This is a genomic window from Streptomyces sp. NPDC048331 (genome assembly GCF_043201215.1).
Classification (GTDB): Bacteria; Actinomycetota; Actinomycetes; order Streptomycetales; family Streptomycetaceae; genus Streptomyces.
Map to the genome: position 1 here is coordinate 169,767 of NZ_JBICYT010000013.1, position 15,281 is coordinate 185,047.

Here is a 15,281-nt window from a genome sequence, read left to right on the forward strand (position 1 = left end):
CTCGTTCGTGCGTTCTCGATGAGCACTAACCTAGGGAGAGGTACTCTCTTTTCGTAAGTACGCACTCGAAGGTGCGTACCCGACCCGGAAGTGGGGCACCCATGGCCACCAGCACCGCCGCGGCCCGCCGCGAGGAAGCCCGTCACGCCTACGACGCCTTCCTCAAGGAATGCCCCACCGGCCAGCTCCTGGCCCGCATCAGCGACAAGTGGGTCGGCCTCATCGTGAGCGCCCTCGGCCAGGCCGAGAACCGCACCCTGCGCTACAGCGACCTCGGCCGCAAGATCCCCGGCGTCAGCCAGAAGATGCTCACCCAGACCCTGCGCTCCCTCGAACGCGACGGCCTCGTCACCCGCACCGTCACCCCCACCGTCCCCGTCCGCGTCGACTACCGGCTCACCGACCTCGGCAGCAGCCTCGGCTGCCTCCTGTCCTCCGTGAAACTCTGGGCCGAAAACCACTTCGACGAGGTCAGCGCCCACCGCGACACCTACGACCGAGCCACCACGACGGCATAATTCGGCCGCACCCACCACCCCCGCGATGGCATGCTGAGCGAGTGAACGGACCCGGCATTCAGCTCACCCTCGCCCCCGAACTACGCCTCTTCGCCCCGCCCGCCCGGCGCACCGAACGCGTACCGACCACCACCGACGGCGCCTCCAGCCTCGGCCACGTCGTCGAATCGGCCGGCGTCCCGCTCACCGAGGTCGGCCGCCTCCTCGTCGACGGCCACGAGGTACCCGTCTCCTACGTCCCCCAGGACGGCCAGAACGTCGAGGTGTTCGGCGTCGAACGACCCCAACAGGTCCCCGGCGCCCCCCTCCGCTTCCTCCTCGACGTCCACCTCGGCACCCTCGCCCGCCGCCTGCGCCTGCTCGGCGTCGACGCCGCCTACGAGAACGAGGACATCGGCGACCCCGCCCTCGCCACCCGCTCCGCCGCCGAGCGGCGCGTCCTGCTCTCCCGCGACCGCGGCCTGCTGCGCCGCCGCGAACTGTTCGCCGGCGCCTACGTCTACAGCGACAACCCCGACGAACAGCTGCGCGACGTACTGGGCCGGTTCGCCCCCACCCTCGCGCCCTGGACCCGCTGCACCGCCTGCAACGGCCCGCTCCACGAGGCCGACAAGGAGAGCGTCGGCGACCGCCTGGAGGACGGCACGCACCGCTCCTACGACGTCTTCGCGCAATGCACCGCATGCGAACGCGTCTACTGGCGCGGCGCCCACCACGCCCGCCTGGAACGCATCGTCGACGAGGCCCTCGTGGAGTTCGGCACCGCCTGACGGGCCCTCTGGGGGACGACCGGGGCGACCGGGGCGACCGGGGCGACCGGGGTGCCCTAGAACGCGTACGTGTCGCCCGTGTCCAACGCCAGCACCACGTGCTCGTTGTTGGCATGGTTGCGGTCGGTCGCACCACCGTTCCACCACGTGTCCACCCGCACCGCCACCTCCGGGGCCGGCTCCCGCAGTTCCAGCAGCAGCGCGACGTGCCGGCCCCACCCGTGCAGCGGCAGCGGACCCGTCTCGCACACCACCTCACGCGAACCCGCCCGCGCACACCCCTCCGCCAGCCGCTGCCGGTCCGCGAGATCGGCCGACAGCCGCACCCGCAGCGTCGCGTTCGGCAGCGCCGCCGGCCCGTCGTTCTCCGGCACCAACCAGATCCGCAGCCGCGCCCCCGACAGGGCCACCCGGCCGTGGTACGCCACATCGGCCTCCGGCCCGTCCGCCACCGACGCCTGGGCCGACCCGGGAACACCCGCGCCGAGCGCCAGCAAACCCGCCACCACCACACCTCGTACGGCACCACGGTGCACCGACACCACCTCCTCGCGCGGAGGCTAGCCACCGACCACCCCCACCGGTCGGACCATCACACGAACGAGGGCGCGCCCGCCCCCATCTGCCCTGCGTACCTTTGAGCCATGCCGATCACCCTCCTGGCCCGCTCCGCCGCCCTCTTCCTCCTCGCCGCACTCCTGGAGATCGGCGGCGCCTGGCTCGTCTGGCAAGGCGTCCGCGCCCACAAGGGCTGGGCCTGGATCGGCGCCGGAGTCATCGCCCTCGGCCTCTACGGATTCGTCGCCACCCTCCAACCCCAAGGCGACTTCGCCCGCGTCCTCGCCGCCTACGGCGGGGTCTTCGTCGCCGGATCCCTCGTCTGGGGCGTCCTCGCCGACGGCTACCGCCCCGACCGCTGGGACATCGCCGGAGCCCTGGTCTGCCTCGCCGGCATGGCCGTGATCATGTACGCCCCGCGCGGCCGCTGAGCCACGCCTATGCTGGCGGGTAATCGCCCGTACGAACGACCGAGGAGCCCGCACATGAGCACGGCCGCCACCCGAACCGCCGTAGTCACCGGCGCGAGCAGCGGCATCGGCGCGGCCACCGCCCGGCAGCTCGCCGCAGCCGGCTACCACGTCGTCCTCACCGCCCGCCGCAAGGACCGCATCGAGGCCCTCGCCGCCGAGCTCACCGAGGCCGGCCACCAGGCCACCGCCTACGCCCTCGACGTCACCGACCGCACCGCCGTCGACGCCTTCGCCGCCTCCCTCGACCGCTGCGACGTACTCGTCAACAACGCCGGCGGCGCCATCGGAGCCGAACCCGTCGCCACCGGCGACCCCGCCGACTGGCGCACCATGTACGAGGTCAACGTCATCGGCACGCTCCACGTCACCCAGGCCCTGCTCCCGGCCCTCACCGCCTCCGGCGACGGCACCGTCGTCGTCCTCTCCTCCACCGCCGGCCACTCCACCTACGAGGGCGGCGCCGGCTACGTCGCCGCCAAGAACGGCGCCCGCGTCCTCGCCGAGACCCTGCGCCTGGAGATCGTCGGCCAGCCGGTCCGCGTCATCGAGATCGCCCCCGGCATGGTCAAGACCGAGGAATTCGCGAAGACCCGCTTCCGCGGCGACGCCGAGAAGGCCGAGAAGGTCTACGCGGGCGTCGCGGAGCCCCTCTCCGCCGACGACGTGGCCGACACCATCACCTGGGCCGTGACCCGCCCCAGCCACGTCAACATCGACCTCCTGGTGGTCCGCCCCCGCGCCCAGGCCTCGAACACCAAGGTCCACCGCGACCTCTGAGACACCCCTGGAACATCCCCGCCGCCCTCAGGCGCGGCATGAGGGCCGCCGACTGCAACCCGGCGGCCCTCGCCGCGTCCAGGGCCCGCTGAAGATCCGCCGCCGGCATCGGCGTGACGTGCAGCAGCACGATGCCCCCGGCCCGGAGCCGCGGCGTGGGCGGGGTCTCGCCCCAGGTGGTGAAATCGCGTGTCCAGGTGATCAGCGCCGTCACCCCGCACGCCTTGGCGGCGAGCCGCACCTCGTCGTCCACCGCCCCGTACGGCGGCCGCAACGACTTCGGCTCCCGCCCGAACGCCGCCCGGAGCCGCTCCCCGGCCCGGCACACCCCCGCGTCTTGCCGACCGCGTCGAGCGTGGACCTCCTCCTCGACGGCGACGAGCGCCGAACTCGACACGGACCATGTGACATTCCGCCATACGTTCGAGTGAACGGCGTTCATTCGGTCCGCAACACCCCGAACCCACACCTACGTTCAGCCACAGCAAGCGGCCCCCGACCGGGATGGCAGTCCCGCCCGAGGACCTCACCCACAAGGAAGAAGGACTTCCTCATGGCTGAACAGGACCCTAGCGCCGTCGTGCGCTTCATGGACCTCACGGACCCGCGGTATGCCTACATGTTCGGCTTCCTCCAGGCCGACGGGCACCTGTCCCAGCAGAGCCGGCAGCGCGGATGCCTCGCCGTCGAGCTCAACGCCCGTGACATCGATCTGCTTCACGCGTTCCAGCGCCTCACGCCGTACAACAGCTCCATCACCGAGCGCAGCCGGGCCACGAACTTCGCCGCGGAGTCCCACACCGCCAAGTGGTCGCTCTACAGCCAGGAAGCACGCACCATCGTCAACGAACTCGGCATTCCGTACGGGCGCAAATCCAAGATCATCGCACCGCCGCGCGTCGACTTCTCCCGACGCGACTACGTCCGGGGCGTGATCGACGCCGACGGTTCAGTCGGGTACACGGGGAAGGGTTTCCCCTTCCTCTCCCTGACGACCGCCAGCACCGCGGTCGGCGCCTACCTCTGCCACTACGCCAAGGAGGTCACCGGAGCGGAGCGCACCATCAAGCGCAATGCGCGCGATGGCGTCTACAACATCCTCTACACCAACGAAGCAGCCGTTGCGCTGGCCTCACATCTCTACTACGAGGGCTGCCTCGCGCTGGAGCGCAAGAAGACCTCCGCAGCATCCCTGAGCACGTGGATCCGCCCCGCGGACATGCCGAGGATGACCCCACGCCGCCGCTGGACTGTCGCAGAGGACCTCAAGCTGCTCGAAATCGGTGACGCCGCCACTGCGGCGGTCGAACCGAGCCGCACCGAATCCGGCTGCAGGCAGCGCCTCACACGCCTCCGCACGGGCTGCGGCCCCTGGCCCAGGGACTGACCCGCCCAACACCGGAAAGCCCGGAACCCCACGGGGTTCCGGGCTTTCCGGTGTTTCGCCACACGTTCTCAGCCCTTGACGCAGACCAGCGCCTTGAGCTTGGCCACGACCTGCACCAGGTCCGTCTGCTGGTCGATGACCTGCTCGATGGACTTGTACGCGCCCGGGATCTCGTCCACCACGCCCGAGTCCTTGCGGCACTCCACGCCCTTGGTCTGCTCTGCCAGGTCGCGTACGGAGAACTTCCTCTTCGCAGCCGTCCTGCTCATCTTCCGGCCCGCACCGTGCGAGGCCGAGTTGAAGGACTTCTCGTTGCCGAGGCCCTTCACGATGTACGAGCCGGTGCCCATGGAGCCCGGGATGATCCCGTAGTCACCGCTGCCGGCACGGATCGCGCCCTTGCGGGTGACCAGCAGGTCCATGCCGTCGTACCGCTCCTCCGCCACGTAGTTGTGGTGGCAGCTGATCTCGCGGTCGAAGGACACCTTCGCCTTCCGGAACTCCTTGCGGATGACTTCCTTGAACAGGCTCATCATCGCGGCGCGGTTGTACTTGGCGTACTCCTGGGCCCAGAAGAGGTCGTTGCGGTACGCCTCCATCTCCGGAGTCGCCGCCAGGAACACCGCCAGATCACGGTCGACCAGGCCCTGGTTGTGCGCAAGGCCGCGGGCCACGTTGATGTGGAAGTCCGCCAGCTCGTTACCGATGTTCCGCGATCCGGAGTGCAGCATGAGCCAAACCGCCCCGGACATGTCAGTTGAAACTTCAACAAAATGATTGCCGGAGCCAAGCGTTCCGGTTTGCCGCATGGCGCGGTCCCGCCGGAACTTCACCTCGTCCGCCAGGTGGTCGAACCGGCTCCAGAGGTCGTCGTACCCCTCCACCGAGAACCCGTACAGCCGCGACGGGTCCACCGGCTCGCGATGCATCCCCGCCCCCACCGGGATCGCCCGCTCGATCTTCGAGCGCAGACCCGACAGGTCCCCCGGCAGGTCGTTCGCCGTCAGGGACGTCTTCACCGCCGACATGCCGCAGCCGATGTCCACGCCCACCGCCGCCGGGCAGACCGCGTCCTTCATGGCGATCACCGAGCCGACGGTGGCGCCCTTGCCGTAGTGGACGTCCGGCATGACGGCCAGGCCCTTGATCCAGGGGAGGGTGGCGACGTTGTGCAGCTGCTGCATCGCGCCGTCCTCGACCGACGCCGGGTCGGTCCACATCCGGATCGGGACCTTCGCCCCAGGCACCTCTACATACGACACAAGGAATCAATCCCCCGAAAACCACAGAAAAGTCAGAATGCGCAAAAGCCTCGCTCTTGATCCCAAATGCGACAGGAGACCGGCGCCGGCACCAGCGTGTGCGATAGACATTGTGTCCAGCCGCACCCAAGTCGCGGCAACGTATTTTCCTGACCGTCGGGGGCCCGCCGGTCGAAGGGAGCCAGTGGACGTGCAGCGCAAGGCGGTTCGGCGGCGAGTCCTGCCAGGCATCGCGATGCTCACCGCGCTCGCGGCCGGGGCGGCCGGTCTGACCGGGTGCACCAGCGGGAGCGGCGGCGGAAGCACCAGCGACTCGAAGGCCGGTGGCAGCTCCGCCCCGCCCGCCCAACCGGGGAAGTACCGCAGCCTGCCCTCGCCCTGCAAGGCCGGCATCGACAGCAAGAAGCTCAAGGGCATGCTCCCGGCCGGGGACAGTCTCACTCCCGAGCAGCGCGACCAGATGTACGCCGGTGTCGCGGACGTCTCGTACGACGGCGACCGGCACGTCGGGTGCCGCTGGACCGGGCAGAGTCCCGAGGAGACGCGGCTGCTGTCGGTCGGCTTCGAGCGCGTGGTCTCGTACGACCGGACCACGAGCAGCGACGACGACAAGGCCAAGCAGGTCTACGTACGCCGGCTGACCGACGCGAAGCTGCCGTTCCCCGGCCCGACCGGGAGTCCCTCCCCGGCGGATCCCACCCCGGCCGCGCCGACCCCGGCCGCGCCGAGCCCGAGCGTGCCCGCGGTCCCTGGGGCGCCGGCGTCCCCGGCCGCGAGTCCGTCGGCGCCTGTCGAGCTCGGGTCCCGGGTCCTGGAGGACCTCGGCAGCGACGCCTTCCTGGAGGACAAACTCAGCCCCGCCGGGGCCAGTGCCGCGCAGTCCCGCACCGTGCGCATTGTGTTCCGTACCTCGAACGTCATCGTCACCATCGAGTACAGCGTGCAGCCCGCGCTGCCCGGAACGGTGCCGCCGAGCACCGAAACCCAGGACAGGGCAAGGCAGTTGGCGCAGGCCATGGCCGAGCGTCTGAGCGAGTGAGCGGTGGGCGCCGTGGTCTCGCGTGACGGCGCGCACAGCAGGCGGGTACTCGATCGGGCTACCGTTGCCCGGGTCCCGCGTCCGAAGAACAACCGACCAACGTACTGAAGGAACCATGCACCGATCAGCCTCGCGCCTCACCCGCGTTCTCGCCTGCGCAGCCGTCCCGGTGATCCTCACCGTCGCCGGGTGTTCGTCCGACTCGGGCAAGGAGTCGGGCTCGAACGGCGAGAAGAAGTCCGGTTCGTCCTCGTCGGCCAAGCCGAACCCGAAGACCTCCAAGACCCTGGAGAAGCCGGCGTTCGCCGCGCTCCCGGACCCGTGCAAGGCGCTCGGGACGCCGACGATAGACACGCTCGTCCCGGAGGCGAAGGACAAGGCCGGGACGGCGCCCAAGTCGAACGATCTGGCCACGCGTGCCAGCTGCTCCTGGAACGGTCTGGACGAGGACGGTCTGAAGGGGTCGCAGTACCGCTGGCTGTCGCTGTCCTTCTTCCGCTACGACTCCCAGGCGACGCTGGGCGACGCCAGCAAGCGTGCGGAGGAGCAGTACAACAAGGAGGTCGAGGCGGCGAAGACCGCCGAGGGCGCGAAGGACCCGCAGGCGGCGGCCGTCGGCGAGGTCGGTGACCAGGGGACGTCGGTCATCTACGCGGTGAAGAAGGACGGCAACGACCACTACAACACGACGGTCGTGGCACGTACCCAGAACGTGGTGGTCACGCTCGACTACAACGGTGCGGGGCTGGAGGGTGCGGCGGCGCCGGACCACGCGAAGCTGCTGCAGGACGCGATCGCGGCCGCGAAGGAGGCTGTGACCTCGGTGGGTGCGGCGAACAAGGCGCCGGCGGAGCAGTCGCAGTCGCCGCAGCCCCAGTAGGAACGGTCGCGGGGCGGGGCCGCCTTGGGCGTTGACATCGGGTCACCCGTACGCTGTGCCTGCTGCAGCTCGGTAAAGGCGCGGTAAGTGCAGTGCCCGGTACGCAGCTGCGGCAGTCTGCGCTCGGTATGTGCTCGACAAGGGGAGGGGATCGCGGGTGGCCGCGATGCAACTGACTCGTACGCACCGGATACTCATCGGCGTGGTGGTCGCGGGAGCCGTGGTCATCGCGGGGATCGGTTTCGCGGGCTCGTACTCCGCGGTGCGTGCCCTCGCCCTGCAGAAGGGGTTCGGCAGCTTCTCGCTGGTGTTCCCGATAGGTATCGACGCGGGCATCTGTGTGTTGCTCGCGCTGGACCTGTTGCTGACGTGGCTCCGGATCCCCTTCCCCTTGCTGCGTCAGACGGCGTGGCTGTTGACGGCGGCCACGATCGCGTTCAACGGTGCGGCTTCCTGGCCGGATCCGCTGGGTGTCGGGATGCACGCGGTGATCCCGATGCTGTTCGTGGTGACGGTGGAGGCCGCCCGGCATGCCGTGGGTCGGATCGCGGACATCACCGCGGACCGGCACATGGAGGGCGTGCGGATCACGCGGTGGCTGTTGTCGCCGATACCGACCTTCAAGCTGTGGCGCCGGATGAAGCTGTGGGAGCTGCGCTCCTACGAGCAGGCGGTCGGTATGGAGCAGGATCGGCTGATCTACCAGGCGCGGCTGCAGGCGCGGTACGGGCGTTCGTGGCGGCGGAAGGCTCCGGTGGAGGCGTTGATGCCGCTGAAGCTGGCCAAGATCGGCGTGCCGCTCGCGGAGACGACGGCGGAGGCGTTGGCGGCGACGGGCATCGAGCCGGCGGTGCTGCCGCCGGTGGACCCGCAGGGTCAGCAGCAGCTCCGGCAGGCTCCGGCGCCGGCGGCCGGCGTGCTCGGTCCTGGGCAGCAGGCGCAGCTCGCGCAGCAGGCCGCCGCGCAGGGGCAGCAGATGCCGCAGGGGCAGCCGCCGCAGCAGGGCCAGCAGGGCCAGCAGCCGAACGCGGCCGGTGTTCCGGGTGCGGTCCAGCACGTTCCGCCGGCTTTCGCGGTGGACCCGACGGCCATGCCGGCGGCCCACAACAGCGCGTGGTTCGCCGCTCCGCTGGCGCCGCAGGCGGCGTACGAGGGCGGTTACAACCCGCAGTACGTGGAGGGGCTGGAGCCGACTCCGGTCCTGCCTCCGATGGGCCCGGATGAGGAGCGGCCCGCGCAGCAGGAGGTGCCGATCCCGGCTCAGCGTCAGGAGGAGGCCTCGGAGGAGGGTCCCGAGACGCCGGACGAGGCCGAGTTCGCGGAGGTCGCGTACAAGGTGTTCTGTTCGTTGTCCGACGAGAAGCAGGACTATCCGTCGGCGGAGGCGCTCGACATACACCTGTCGGACGGTTACGGCGTGACGCACCCGCGCAGCGGTTCGTTGCTGCGCCGGATGATCCCGGCGTTCAAGCTGCGGTACAACAAGGACCGCGAGGCCGAGCACATCGCCTGACGGACACGGCCGCTGGGATCCGAAGCACATGTGAAGGGCCCGCACCCCCCGGGGGGGTGCGGGCCCTTCACATGTGCTTCGGATCCCAGCGGGGTCAGAAGGTGAGCAGCTTGCGCACGCGGTCGGCGCCCACGGCGAGCAGCAGGGTGGGCAGGCGCGGCCCGGTCTCGCGGGTCACGAGGAGTCGGTAGAGCAGCGCGAAGAAGGTGCGCTGCGCGACCTTGAGTTCCGGGGTGGGCTTGGCGTCGGGTTCGAGGCCGGCCATGACCTTGGGGACGCCGTAGACGAGGGTGGTGAGCCCGTCCAGGGACCAGTGCGAGTCGAGTCCGTCGAGGAGCAGCCGCAGCGATTCGCGGCCCTCGTCGTCCAGGGACGAGAGCAGTTCGGTGTCGGCGTCCTCGCGTACGAGGGTCCGCTGGTCGGCCGGGACCTGGGTGGTGATCCAGTTCTCGGCGCGGTCGAGACGCGGCCGTACCTCGTCGAGGGAGGTGAGGGGCTGGGTCGGGTCGAGGTCGGTCAGGATGCGCAGGGTCTGCTCGTCGTGGCCGGCGGTGATGTCGGCGACGGAGGCGAGGGTCCGGTACGGGAGCGGGCGCGGGGTGCGCGGGAGCTCGGCGGCGGCGGTGCGCACGGCGCGGGTGTGGGCGGCGGCGTCGGCGGGCAGGACGGTGCCGTCGGCGACCTTGGCCTCCAGCTTGTCCCACTCGTCGTAGAGCCGCTGGATCTCCTGGTCGAAGGCGATCTTGAAGGACTGGTTGGGGCGGCGGCGGGCGTAGAGCCAGCGCAGCAGCTGGGGTTCCATGATCTTCAGCGCGTCGGCCGGGGTGGGGACCCCGCCCTTGCTGGAGGACATCTTGGCCATGCCGCTGATGCCGACGAACGCGTACATCGGTCCGATGGGCTGCTCGCCGCCGAAGATGTGCACGATCTGGCCGCCGACCTGGAAGGACGAGCCGGGCGAGGAGTGGTCGACGCCGGAGGGCTCGAAGATCACGCCTTCGTAGGCCCAGCGCATGGGCCAGTCGACCTTCCAGACGAGCTTGCCGCGGTTGAACTCGCTGAGCTTGACCGTCTCGGTGAACTCGTCCTCGGTGCAGACGTAGGTCATCTCGGTGGTCTCGTCGTCGTACGAGGTGACCTTGGTGAAGTCCTTGCCGCACTGCCCGCAGTACGGCTTGTACGGGAAGTACCCGCCTTCGCCGGTGCTGCCGTCGTCCTCGGCGGCCGCGCCGGAGCCTTCCGCGGCTTCCAGTTCGGCTTCGTCGACCTGCTTCTGCTGGGGCTTCTTGCCGCCCGGCTTCTGCTTGGTGCGGTACTGGTCGAGGACGGCGTCGATGTCGCCGCGGTGCTTCATCGCGAACAGGACCTGCTCGCGGTAGACGCCCGTCGTGTACTGCTCGGTCTGGCTGATCGGGTCGTAGTCGACACCCATCTCGGCCATGGCCTCGACGAAGGCGGCCTTGAAGTGCTCGGCCCAGTTCGGGTACGCGGATCCGGCCGGCGCGGGCACGGAGGTCAGCGGCTTGCCGATGTGCTGGGCCCAGGACTCGTCGATGCCGGGCACGCCGGCGGGCACCTTGCGGTACCGGTCGTAGTCGTCCCAGGAGATGAGGTGGCGGACCTCGATGCCCCGGCGGCGGATCTCGTCCGCGACCAGGTGCGGGGTCATGACCTCGCGGAGGTTGCCCAGGTGGATGGGGCCGGAGGGGGAGAGTCCGGACGCGACGACGACAGGTTTGCCGGGTGCTCGGCGCTCCGCCTCGGCGATGACCTCGTCCGCGAAACGGGAGACCCAGTCGGTCTCGGTGCTGCTCTGAGCCACGACACGTCCTTCTATCTCGAATGCTGGCTTCAGCCATTCTCCCAGACGGAAGGGGCCGCTTCGGGGTTGCCTGCCGGCCCGTGCCGGTCTGTCATTCGGTGCCGAGCGGGATTCGACCGAGGCGTCGCACGGCGGCGAGGATCTGCGGCTGCGTGGCGTCGAGGGCTTGGGGCATCAGGACGAGCGGGCTGCCGTGCCGGCGGTTGTACGTCGCGGCGCGGCGTTCGGGCCGGCTGAAGGGTGCCGCGCTGGGCACCACGGGCAGCTCGACCCCGGGCCGGGGTATCAGCGCCACGGCGCCTTTGGTGGTGCGGGCCTCGCTCAGGTCCCGCCACGGGACGGTGGGTCCGTCGCCGACGGCGACCCCGTGCGGGTCCAGCCGCACGAGCACCCCCAGTGCCCGCTGCCGTGCCTGCACGATCAGCAGGAAAGGGAGGGCGACGGCCATGACGGCGCAGGTGACGGCGGCGAGCAGGAAGCGGATGCCGGTGGGCGCGTCGGGTGCCGTGAAGAGGTTCGCGGCGACGGGGAGCCCCAGCAGCAGCGAGACGAACAGCAGCCGGCCGGAGCCGGCCGCGCGGAGTTCCAGCGGTCCGACGTCGGGGAGAGCCGCTGCTCCGGGCAGGGTGATCCGGTCCATGGCGTCACCGTAGCGGCGGGGAAATCCTGGAATCCGGCCGGTCCCTCCGTGGGATACTCGGCTCTTGTCGGAACAACCAAGTGCACCTACCGGCACAACCTCACAGGAACGGCAGCTCATGGCCTCGGTCCCTTCCCTCGCTTCTTCCGTCAATCAGCGCGTCGCGGACGCCCTTGCCTCCGCCCTGCCGGAGGCCGGTGGCGCGGACCCGCTGCTGCGACGAAGCGACCGGGCCGACTTCCAGGCCAACGGCATCCTGGCGCTCGCGAAGAAGGCGAAGGCCAACCCGCGTGAGCTGGCGGCGACCGTGGTCGAGGGCATCCCGACGGGTGACCTGATCCAGGAGATCGAGGTCTCGGGCCCCGGCTTCCTCAACATCACCATCACCGACCGGGCGATCGTCGAGACGCTGGCCGCGCGGGCCGGCGACGACCGCCTCGGTGTGCCGCTCGCGGCGAACCCGGGCACCACGGTGATCGACTACGCGCAGCCGAACGTGGCCAAGGAGATGCACGTCGGTCATCTGCGGTCCGCGGTGATCGGCGCGGCGATGGTGGAGATCCTGGAGTTCACGGGCGAGAAGGTGGTCCGTCGCCACCACATCGGCGACTGGGGCACCCAGTTCGGCATGCTCATCCAGTTCCTGCTGGAGCACCCGCACGAGCTGGACCACAAGTCGGAGGAGGAGGTCTCCGGCGAGGAGGCCATGTCCAACCTGAACCGGCTCTACAAGGCCTCGCGCGCGCTCTTCGACTCGGACGAGGAGTTCAAGACGCGGGCGCGGGCGCGGGTGGTGGACCTCCAGGCGGGCGACGCGGAGACGCTGGCGATGTGGCAGCGGTTCGTGGACGAGTCGAAGATCTACTTCTACTCGGTCTTCGACAAGCTGGACATGGACATCCAGGACCCCGACGTGGTCGGCGAGTCCGGCTACAACGACATGCTGGTGGAGACCTGCAAGCTGCTGGAGGAGTCGGGCGTCGCCGTCCGTTCCAACGGTGCGCTGTGTGTCTTCTTCGACGACGTGAAGGGTCCGGACGGCAATCCGACCCCGTTGATCGTGCAGAAGTCGGACGGTGGCTTCGGTTACGCGGCGACCGACCTGTCGGCGATCCGTGACCGGGTGGGGAACCTGGGCGCGACCGAGTTGATCTATGTGGTCGACGCGCGGCAGTCCCTGCACTTCAAGATGGTCTTCGAGACGGCGCGTCGGGCGGGCTGGCTGAACGACGAGGTCAAGGCCGTTCAGCTGGCGTTCGGCACGGTGCTCGGCAAGGACGGCAAGCCGTTCAAGACCCGTGAGGGTGAGACGGTCCGGCTGGTGGACCTGCTGGACGAGGCGGTGGACCGCGCGACGGCGGTGGTGCGGGAGAAGGCCGCGAAGGTGGGCCTGACCGAGGCGGAGATCGTCGAGAACGGCCAGTACGTGGGTATCGGCGCGGTGAAGTACGCCGACCTGTCGACTTCGGCGGCGCGTGACTACAAGTTCGACCTGGACCAGATGGTCGCGCTGAACGGCGACACCTCGGTGTACCTGCAGTACGCGTACGCCCGGATCAAGTCGATCCTGCGCAACGCGGGCGACCGCAAGCCGGTCGCGCACCCGGAGCTGGAGCTGGCTCCGGCCGAGCGGGCGCTGGGTCTGCACCTGGACCAGTTCGGCGAGCTGATCGGCGAGGCGGCCGCGGAGCACGCCCCGCACAAGCTGGCGGCGTACCTGTACCAGCTGGCGTCGCTGTACACGACGTTCTACGACCAGTGCCCGGTGGTGAAGCCGGAGCCGGAGCTGGTGGTGGGCGAGAACCGCCTCTTCCTGTGCGACCTGACGGCCCGCACGCTGACGAAGGGCATGTCGCTCCTCGGTATCCGCACGCCCGAGAAGCTCTGACCTCGGTCTCGCGCAAACCCGCTCAACCCGCGCCACATGTGTACGGCCCCGGCAGCTGCTGCTGGGGTCGTACGCATTTCGTGACCTCCGAGACCTCCGCAGCCCCTTCACCCCCATTAATCTGAGCATGTTCAAAACTCAGTGGGGGAAACATATGAAGAGCATGAAGCGTCTGGCCGCCGTGGCCGCGGTGGCCGTCGCCGGTCCGACCATCCTGACCGCGACGCCCGCGATGGCCGCCGACCAGCCGGCCGTCATCGTCCCGGACGTGGCGCCGAAGGACGACGCCGCCGACGCGGGTACGCCGACCCCGGCCGTGCCGGACGTCCAGACCCCGGCCCCGGCCCCGGTCCCCGCGCCCGCCGTTCCCGCGCCCGCCGTTCCCGCGCCCGCCGTCCCGGACGTCCAGGCGCCCGCGCCGCAGCCGGCGCCCGTCGCCGACAAGGCGGCGAAGGACGCCAAGAGCGACGAGGACGCGCAGGACGCGGAGTCGGACGGGATCCTCATGGGTCCCGACGTCTCGGTGGCGGGCATCCCGAAGAACGGTTTCAAGGCCGACGGCAGCTGGACCCCGCTGCAGGTGACGGTCGACAACGGCGGCCACGTCGCCGTTCCGAACTACACGCCCACCCTCACCGTCGACGGGTACGGCGGCACGTTCAAGCCCTCCCAGGTCAAGGTCGAGTGGAAGACCGCCGGCGGAACCTGGCAGTCCGCCAAGCTGACCCAGGGCGAGGCGTTCGGCAGCAGCCTCCAGTACGGCTTCGGGACCGAGCCGAACCTCGCCAAGGCCACCTCCTACACGGTCGACGTGCGGATCGCGTTCGCCGCGGGCACCACGGTGATGCCCTTCGATCTGGTCTCGGCCGGCTACAGCCGCGTCGGGAACCACGTCAATCACTCGCCCTCCGCCTGGTACAACGCCAAGATCGCCGGTGCGGTCGACGACCGCGAGAACCCGTTCGTCGAGGGCCCGGCGCTGACGGTGAACGGCGTGCCGGAGACCATCAAGGCCGGCGGTGACTGGACGAACCTCTCCGTCCGCGTGGACAACGCCGGGAAGGAAGCCCTGAAGGGCTTCAACGTCGGGCTGGTCGTGGCCCGTCCCGACTGGGTCAAGATGAAGCCCTCCCAGATCAAGGTCGAGGTCCTGAGCAAGGACAAGAACGGCAAGGCCGGCTGGCACGAGGCCGAGGTCTGGTCCGAGGAGGAGAGCGTCTTCTTCGGCATCGATCTCGCGGGCGGCCCGGTCGCGGCCGGCCAGAGCTTCGACGTCCAGTTCCGGATCCGCTTCGCCGCCGACGCGCCGCTCGGCGCCGTCGGCATCTTCTCCTGGGGCACGTCCCAGGTCAGCCCGGACACCCCGACGCCGTGGGCGGACTCGCGTTCCAGAGCCCGCCTGACGACCATCGTCGCCGCCTCCACGAACACGGGCGGGAACGGCAACCAGCCGAACCCGAACGGTGGCGCCAAGCCGATCACCGACACGTCCGGCAACACGGGCACCGGTAACACGGGCACCACCGGCAGCACCGGCGGCGAGCTCGCCGCCACCGGCAGCGACCCGGCCACCACCTGGGCCCTCGGTGGCGCCGGCGTGGCCCTGGCCATGGGCGCCGCCCTGGTCGCGGGCACCGGTCGCCGCCGCCGCACCACCGCCTGAGGCACGACGCGCGTTCACCCGTACGGCCCGACCCGGGCCGTACGGGGCCACGCGGCCCCGTGGACACGGGTGGCGGAGGGACCGTACATAT

The 15,281-nt window shown here is 70.1% G+C and carries 15 protein-coding genes; 10 read left to right on the forward strand and 5 right to left on the reverse strand.

The annotated features are described in order from the left end of the window. The first annotated feature begins 101 nt into the window (after positions 1 to 101). Together ACGFYY_RS20685 and ACGFYY_RS20690 are read left to right on the forward strand one after the other, a co-directional pair. Positions 102 to 518, forward strand: a complete 417-nt coding sequence (locus tag ACGFYY_RS20685; RefSeq protein WP_365267642.1) for a helix-turn-helix domain-containing protein — start codon at positions 102 to 104, stop codon at positions 516 to 518. 41 nt (positions 519 to 559) lie between these two features. Continuing rightward, entirely contained in the window at positions 560 to 1,288 is a 729-nt protein-coding gene (locus ACGFYY_RS20690; RefSeq protein ID WP_393711126.1) for a Mut7-C RNAse domain-containing protein, read from the forward strand. 56 nt (positions 1,289 to 1,344) lie between these two features. Here the strand turns inward: ACGFYY_RS20690 and ACGFYY_RS20695 are convergent, their stop codons facing one another. After that, the gene (locus ACGFYY_RS20695; protein WP_393711128.1) at positions 1,345 to 1,794 is read right to left on the reverse strand and encodes a hypothetical protein; all 450 of its coding nucleotides are present in this window, start codon (positions 1,792 to 1,794) and stop codon (positions 1,345 to 1,347) included. A gap of 138 nt (positions 1,795 to 1,932) precedes the next feature. Between ACGFYY_RS20695 and ACGFYY_RS20700 the strand changes: the two genes are divergently transcribed. Both ACGFYY_RS20700 and ACGFYY_RS20705 read left to right on the forward strand, forming a co-directional pair. Beyond that, on the forward strand, positions 1,933 to 2,277 hold the full coding sequence (locus ACGFYY_RS20700; protein WP_365267637.1) for a YnfA family protein: 345 nt from the start codon (positions 1,933 to 1,935) through the stop codon (positions 2,275 to 2,277). 54 nt (positions 2,278 to 2,331) lie between these two features. Then, positions 2,332 to 3,096, forward strand: a complete 765-nt coding sequence (locus ACGFYY_RS20705; RefSeq protein ID WP_393711130.1) for an SDR family NAD(P)-dependent oxidoreductase — start codon at positions 2,332 to 2,334, stop codon at positions 3,094 to 3,096. On the opposite strand, the gene ACGFYY_RS20710 is transcribed toward ACGFYY_RS20705, so the two are convergent. Continuing rightward, a complete protein-coding gene (locus ACGFYY_RS20710) occupies positions 3,026 to 3,538 on the reverse strand; it encodes a polysaccharide deacetylase family protein (RefSeq protein ID WP_393711132.1) in 513 nt (170 codons plus the stop codon). The genes ACGFYY_RS20705 and ACGFYY_RS20710 overlap by 71 nt on opposite strands. 111 nt (positions 3,539 to 3,649) lie before the next feature. Here ACGFYY_RS20710 and ACGFYY_RS20715 point away from each other — a divergent pair, with 111 nt between their 5' ends. Then, positions 3,650 to 4,483, forward strand: a complete 834-nt coding sequence (locus ACGFYY_RS20715; protein ID WP_393711134.1) for a hypothetical protein — start codon at positions 3,650 to 3,652, stop codon at positions 4,481 to 4,483. A gap of 68 nt (positions 4,484 to 4,551) precedes the next feature. On the opposite strand, the gene ACGFYY_RS20720 is transcribed toward ACGFYY_RS20715, so the two are convergent. Continuing rightward, a complete protein-coding gene (locus tag ACGFYY_RS20720; RefSeq protein ID WP_393711136.1) occupies positions 4,552 to 5,745 on the reverse strand; it encodes an RtcB family protein in 1,194 nt (397 codons plus the stop codon). Between the two features lie 190 nt (positions 5,746 to 5,935). Between ACGFYY_RS20720 and ACGFYY_RS20725 the strand changes: the two genes are divergently transcribed. From ACGFYY_RS20725 to ACGFYY_RS20735, 3 genes are all read left to right on the forward strand, one after another. Continuing rightward, a complete protein-coding gene (locus tag ACGFYY_RS20725; RefSeq protein WP_393711138.1) occupies positions 5,936 to 6,784 on the forward strand; it encodes a DUF3558 domain-containing protein in 849 nt (282 codons plus the stop codon). 115 nt (positions 6,785 to 6,899) lie between these two features. Beyond that, positions 6,900 to 7,664 (forward strand): DUF3558 family protein, encoded by a 765-nt coding sequence (locus ACGFYY_RS20730; protein ID WP_365267628.1) that lies wholly within the window; start codon positions 6,900 to 6,902, stop codon positions 7,662 to 7,664. Between the two features lie 166 nt (positions 7,665 to 7,830). Next, complete coding sequence (locus ACGFYY_RS20735; RefSeq protein ID WP_393711140.1) at positions 7,831 to 9,177, forward strand: DUF2637 domain-containing protein; 1,347 nt, start codon at positions 7,831 to 7,833, stop codon at positions 9,175 to 9,177. 94 nt (positions 9,178 to 9,271) lie between these two features. Here ACGFYY_RS20735 and lysS read toward each other — a convergent pair whose 3' ends face one another. Together lysS and ACGFYY_RS20745 are read right to left on the reverse strand one after the other, a co-directional pair. Then, positions 9,272 to 10,999 carry a lysine--tRNA ligase gene (gene lysS, locus ACGFYY_RS20740; protein WP_393711142.1) on the reverse strand — a complete coding sequence of 576 codons (1,728 nt, stop codon included), beginning with the start codon at positions 10,997 to 10,999 and terminating at the stop codon, positions 9,272 to 9,274. Positions 11,000 to 11,090: 91 nt separating this feature from the next. Then, the gene (locus ACGFYY_RS20745; protein WP_393711144.1) at positions 11,091 to 11,639 is read right to left on the reverse strand and encodes a hypothetical protein; all 549 of its coding nucleotides are present in this window, start codon (positions 11,637 to 11,639) and stop codon (positions 11,091 to 11,093) included. 118 nt (positions 11,640 to 11,757) lie between these two features. Here ACGFYY_RS20745 and argS point away from each other — a divergent pair, with 118 nt between their 5' ends. After that, on the forward strand, positions 11,758 to 13,527 hold the full coding sequence (gene argS, locus ACGFYY_RS20750; RefSeq protein WP_365267620.1) for an arginine--tRNA ligase: 1,770 nt from the start codon (positions 11,758 to 11,760) through the stop codon (positions 13,525 to 13,527). A 154-nt stretch (positions 13,528 to 13,681) separates the two neighbouring features. Beyond that, the gene (locus ACGFYY_RS20755; protein WP_393711146.1) at positions 13,682 to 15,190 is read left to right on the forward strand and encodes a hypothetical protein; all 1,509 of its coding nucleotides are present in this window, start codon (positions 13,682 to 13,684) and stop codon (positions 15,188 to 15,190) included. Positions 15,191 to 15,281: the final 91 nt, after the last annotated feature.

What these genes read in the sequence shown, in the direction of transcription:
- ACGFYY_RS20755 (WP_393711146.1), top strand. Translation starts at nt 13,682, where the DNA reads ATGAAGAGCATGAAGCGTCTGGCCGCCGTGGCCGCGGTGGCCGTCGCC.
- ACGFYY_RS20745 (WP_393711144.1), bottom strand. Translation starts at nt 11,639, where the DNA reads ATGGACCGGATCACCCTGCCCGGAGCAGCGGCTCTCCCCGACGTCGGA.
- ACGFYY_RS20715 (WP_393711134.1), top strand. Translation starts at nt 3,650, where the DNA reads ATGGCTGAACAGGACCCTAGCGCCGTCGTGCGCTTCATGGACCTCACG.
- ACGFYY_RS20730 (WP_365267628.1), top strand. Translation starts at nt 6,900, where the DNA reads ATGCACCGATCAGCCTCGCGCCTCACCCGCGTTCTCGCCTGCGCAGCC.
- ACGFYY_RS20705 (WP_393711130.1), top strand. Translation starts at nt 2,332, where the DNA reads ATGAGCACGGCCGCCACCCGAACCGCCGTAGTCACCGGCGCGAGCAGC.
- ACGFYY_RS20700 (WP_365267637.1), top strand. Translation starts at nt 1,933, where the DNA reads ATGCCGATCACCCTCCTGGCCCGCTCCGCCGCCCTCTTCCTCCTCGCC.
- ACGFYY_RS20685 (WP_365267642.1), top strand. Translation starts at nt 102, where the DNA reads ATGGCCACCAGCACCGCCGCGGCCCGCCGCGAGGAAGCCCGTCACGCC.
- ACGFYY_RS20735 (WP_393711140.1), top strand. Translation starts at nt 7,831, where the DNA reads ATGCAACTGACTCGTACGCACCGGATACTCATCGGCGTGGTGGTCGCG.
- ACGFYY_RS20710 (WP_393711132.1), bottom strand. Translation starts at nt 3,538, where the DNA reads ATGAACGCCGTTCACTCGAACGTATGGCGGAATGTCACATGGTCCGTG.
- argS (WP_365267620.1), top strand. Translation starts at nt 11,758, where the DNA reads ATGGCCTCGGTCCCTTCCCTCGCTTCTTCCGTCAATCAGCGCGTCGCG.